General features: G+C 72.2%; 2 protein-coding genes and 1 pseudogene. 2 read left to right on the top strand and 1 reads right to left on the bottom strand.

Annotation, left to right across the window (positions count from 1 at the left end):
* Window positions 1-640: pseudogene (locus tag ABT023_RS28820) on the bottom strand (FG-GAP repeat domain-containing protein); the annotation flags it as partial.
* 312 nt (window positions 641-952) lie between these two features.
* Between ABT023_RS28820 and ABT023_RS28815 the strand changes: the two are divergent.
* Together ABT023_RS28815 and ABT023_RS28810 are read left to right on the top strand one after the other, a co-directional pair.
* Window positions 953-4231 carry a DUF2961 domain-containing protein gene (locus ABT023_RS28815; RefSeq protein WP_350889817.1) on the top strand — a complete coding sequence of 1093 codons (3279 nt, stop codon included), beginning with the start codon at window positions 953-955 and terminating at the stop codon, window positions 4229-4231.
* Window positions 4232-4293: 62 nt separating this feature from the next.
* Window positions 4294-4918 (top strand): M23 family metallopeptidase (locus ABT023_RS28810; protein ID WP_350889819.1); only part of this gene is annotated, 625 nt, incomplete at its 3' end.

Genomic DNA, 4918 nt, shown 5'->3' with positions numbered 1-4918 from the left:
CGGTGGAGGTGGCGACGTAGACGTCGTTGAGGGTTCCCTGGGTGAAGGCGACGATGTCGTCCTTGCCGTCACCACTGAAATCCGTCGACGAACCCGGGGCGATGCCGGTGACCCGCCGGGCCTCGGCGAGCAGTGACCGGGCCTTCGCCTGTGACTGGTCGTAGCGGTCGGGGAAGCCGGATCGCTGGACGCACTGCGCGACCTGGCCGGCGGTGAAGCCGGGGTTGTCGCGGTCGCAGGCGATCGCCCTGGTGAAGAACTGCGTCGACGAGTAGACCGGGTCCATGATCTGCTCCGGCGTGCCCCAGCCGTAGTCCCAGCGCTGCTGGAACACGCCGAGGGAGGACTTGTCCCCGCAGGGCAGGTTGTTCATGTGGGACTCGACCCAGCCGGTCTCGAAGCCGGCGAGCATCACCTTGTCGTTGACGCGAAGGTTGAGGCCCACCCGGTGCACGATCACGATGATCGACGGGTCGTGGTTCGCCGGTATCGAGGTGCAGGCCAGCGTGCCGAAGTTGTCGTTCGACGGGGCCGCTGCGACGGGTGCGACCGGGGCCGTCACCGCCAGCGTGACGGCGACGGCAGCGGCCAGCCGGGCCGCGAGGGGGAAGACGGCGGGTGTTCGGGTGGGAGTGTCCATGACGGCCCCTCCGGGAAGCGGGGAACGGTGGTCCGGGTGGTGGGCCGCTGTGCCGGGAGGCGAGGACAGCGGCGAGCAATGCGAAGGCATCTGTCGATAGATGGGTGAAACTTACGGCCACTCGACGATGCAGTCAAGGAAGAAACTTTCGTGCGGGTGGAGGTCCCGAGATCGGCTCCCACCTGCGGGAATGTCGAACGACGGGGTGTCCCGCCCCACTCGGTCGCGACCGTGGGTATTGACAGCAATCGAACGAGTTGGCTTCACTTCCGCCAGTGGCGCCGTCCAGGAGCCCACCCGCAGAGGTGACACATGGCCCGATCGCGCGGCTTGCGTACCGTCGCCCTCACCGCTGTCCTCGCCATGGCTGCCGCGTCCGCGCCGTCTGCGGCGTCCGCCACGCCGGGCCCCGCCACCGCGCCGACGACCACTGCCTCGGCCTCGGGCGACCCCGGCGCCGTCGGCTGGGACGTCTATCGTCGCCTCGACCGGCTGCCCCACCTCGGCAGCGGCTCACGGACGCGACAGTTCTCCAGCTACGACCGGGCCGGCGGCAACGACGACGGGTTCAGCGGCGCCCATTCCTGCCTGCGCACGGACGGCGGCTGCGTGATCGCCGAGGACCACGGCGCCGGTGAGATCGAGTCGATCTGGTTCACCCGCGACGACGGCGCGGTCGACGCCACGGGGTGGATCCGCATCGAGTTGGACGGCGTGACGGTCGTCGACACCGGGTTGCAGCACCTCGTCGACGGCGGCCTCGGCGCCCCGTTCGTCTACCCCCTGGTGAGCAACGCCGACCAGACGTCCGGCGGGGTGACCGTCAAGGTGCCGATGCCCTACCGACGGTCGATGCGCGTCACCACCCAGCACAACCCCCTGTTCCACCACGTCACCTACCGCAGCTTCGCCGACGCCCAGGGAATCCCGTCCTTCGATCCTGCGGACACCGCCACCGACGTGGTGAACCTGCTGCGGGCCGCCGGCACCCGCGATCCCAAGCCGGCGCAGCCCGGCGCGGCCACGATCGGCGGCACCCACACCGTTCCCGCAAACGGCCAGGTCACCCTCGCCAGCCTGACCGGTCCCCGGGCGCTCACGGCGCTGCGCCTGCGAGTGCCCGACGCGAGCGCCACCGACTCCCGCCTCGGGCGGCTGCGGCTACGGATCACCTTCGACGGCCGTACGACAGTGGACTCGCCGGTGGCAGAGTTCTTCGGCTCCGGGCTCGGTGAGCGGTCGGTCCGGTCGCTGATGTCCGCCATGGACACCGCCCCGGGCGGCTGGTACAGCTCCTGGTGGCCGATGCCGTTCCGGACCGCCGTCGCCGTCACCCTCGTCAACACCGACGGCGTCGGCCTCGCCGGCGTCGGCTGGGAGATCACCTCCGCCCCCGGCACCCAGTGGACCGACGCCCTGGCCGCCGACGGCGACGCCGGCTACTTCACCGCCCAGTCCCGGCGGGGGACGACCACCCCGGGACAGGACTGGGCCGTCGCCGAACAGTGCGGGCGCGGGCGTCTCGTCGGCGTGTCACAGACCATGCGCGGCCACGTCGCCGACGGCAACACCCGCAACTACCTGGAGGGCGACGAGCGAGTCCACGTCGACGGCTCGGCGACGCCCCAGCTGCACGGCACCGGCACCGAGGACTTCTACGAGTCCGGCTGGTACTTCAACCGCGGCACCTACTCCGGCGTCTTCACCGGCAACCCCGGACACCAGCTGCGCACCGGTGGCTGCCCGTACGAGTGCGACGCGGCGTACCGCCTGATGATCGGCGACTCGATCGACTACGGCACCAGCCTGCGCTTCGGCATCGAGCACGGCCCGGCCAACGACATGCCCGCCGAGTACGGCTCCACGGCCTACCTCTACACCCAACCCACCGTCGGGCAGGCGCTCACCGACACGGTCACCGTCGGTGACGCGGCGAGTCGCGCGGCCCACGACTACTCCGACGGCGCCGCGACGCAGTACCCCCTCACCTCGGTCTTCGAGGGCGACGACGACGCGGCGACGGTCAGCGGGCAGGTCCGCGCCGCCACGGCCCCGGTCCGCTTCCGCCTCGCCGTCACCCCGGACAACCAGGGTGTACGGCTGCGGCGCACCGGCGAACAGGGGGCAGCGGGCCAGCAGGTGGCGGTGGCCGTCGACGGGGTCGCGGTGGGCACCTGGTCCCAGCCGCAGGGCAACGGCACGCAGCGGTGGCGCAGCGACGAGTTCGTCCTGCCCGCCCCGGTGACCGTCGGCCGGTCCTCGGTCACCGTGACGCTGGTCCCGGCCGTCGACCGACCCGGCTGGACCGCCAGCTCCTACACCGCGTCCAGCCTGGTGCGACCGTACGCCGACACCCGACCACCGACGACGGTCGCCGCGCCGACCGTCGTCGCCCGGACCCACGCGGTCGCCCTGAACTGGCCGGCGGCGACCGACGACGTGGGCGTGGCCGGCTACCGGGTCTACGGCGCACGCGCCGCCGACGTGCCGGCCACCCCGGCCAACCTGCTCGGCACCGTGCGGACCACCAGCTTCCGGCACGGACCGCTCGGTGCCGGGCAACGCTGGCACTACCGGGTCGTGGCGCTGGACGAGGCAGGCAACGCCGGCCCGGCGTCGGGTGCCGCCACCGCGCTCAGCCGTGGCCGCAACACCAGCGACGTCAACGGCGACGGCCGGGACGACGTGGTCGACTTCACCCGTGGCGTCACCGCCGACGTCTTCGCCTCGATCTCCTCCGGCAGCGGCTTCGGACCGGCCGGCAGGTGGCACGACTTCTTCGCCACCGACGCCGAACTGCCCTTCACCGGCGACGTCGACGGCGACGGCCGGGCCGACGTCATCACCTTCACCCGGGGCGCGAGCGCCGATGTCTACGTCGCGCTGTCCACCGGCACCGGGTTCGGGCCCGGGGTGAAGTGGCACGACTTCTTCGCCGCCGGCACCGAGACCCCCGCCGTCGGCGACGTCGACGGCGACGGCCGGGCCGACATCGTCACCTTCACCCGGGGCGCGAGCGCCGATGTCTACGTCGCGCTGTCCACCGGCACCGGGTTCGGGCCCGGGGTGAAGTGGCACGACTTCTTCGCCGCCGGCACCGAGACCCCCGCCGTCGGCGACGTCGACGGCGACGGCCGCGACGACATCGTCACCTTCCTCCAGGGCGTCGGCGGCGCCGTCTACGTCTCGCTCTCCGACGGCAGCCGCTTCGTCCAGCACGCATGGAAGTGGGGCGACGGCGTGGCCACCGGCAGCCAACTTCCCGCGCTGGCGGACGTCACCGGCGACGGCCGCGACGACGTCGTCGTCTTCACCCGGGGTGCGACCGCCGACGTCCTGGTCCGACCCTCCACCGGCGGGGGTCTCGGCGCCGCCGCCACCTGGCACGGCAACTTCGCGATCGGCACCGAGCTGCCCGGCGTCGGCGACTTCGACGGCGACGGGCGCGGCGACGCCGTCACCTACACCCGCGGCAGCGCCGCCGACGCCTACGTGTCGCTCTCCGACGGCAGCCGTCTCGTGCAGAACGGCTGGCGGTGGAGCGACCAGATCGCCCCCGGCTCCGACCTTCCCCGCCCGAGCCTCCCCTGACAGGAGCCGCCATGCCCCGGCACCCGAGAACTCTCCGTCGCTGCCTCGTCGCGCTGGTCACCATGGCCGCGGCCGTCCTGACCGGCGTCGTGTCGGCGCCCCCGGCCGCGCTGGCCGCGCCCAACTTCAAGGCGCCGTTCCCGTGCGGGCAGCGGTGGACCTACGACCACCACAGCGCCGAGGTGCGCCAGGCGCTGGACTTCGTGCGGGCCGACGGCGGCACCACCGGCGGTACGCCGCAGGTCGCCTCCGCCGCGGGGGTGGCCCGCCGCTACGCGCAGCCCAGCGGCGCCGGGAACTACGTGGTCATCGACCACGGCGGCGGCTGGACCACCTACTACTTCCACCTCAGCGCCTACTCGGTGCCCGACGGGGCGTACGTCGAGCAGGGCCAGCAGATCGGCGTCACCGGCAGCACCGGTAACTCCTCCGGCCCGCACGTCCACTACGAACAGCTCTACAACGGGGTGGGGCAGCCGATCGTCATCAACGGTGTCTCGCTCGCGCCCTACCCGGGCCAGTACCACCAGAAGTACCTCGTCAGTGACAACTGCGGTGGTGGTGGCGGTGGTGGGGGTGGTCGGTATCTGGGGGGTTCGTCGACGGATTTCAGTGGTGACGGCAAGGACGACATCGTCGCCTTCACCCAGGGAACCCTCAACGACGTCTACGTCGCCACCTCCACCG

The organism is Micromonospora sp. NPDC002296 (assembly GCF_040296145.1).
In the GTDB taxonomy this organism is placed as follows: Bacteria; Actinomycetota; Actinomycetes; order Mycobacteriales; family Micromonosporaceae; genus Micromonospora.
The sequence above is the reverse complement of the archived record's forward strand: the minus strand, read 5'-3'. Positions and strand labels throughout refer to the sequence as shown.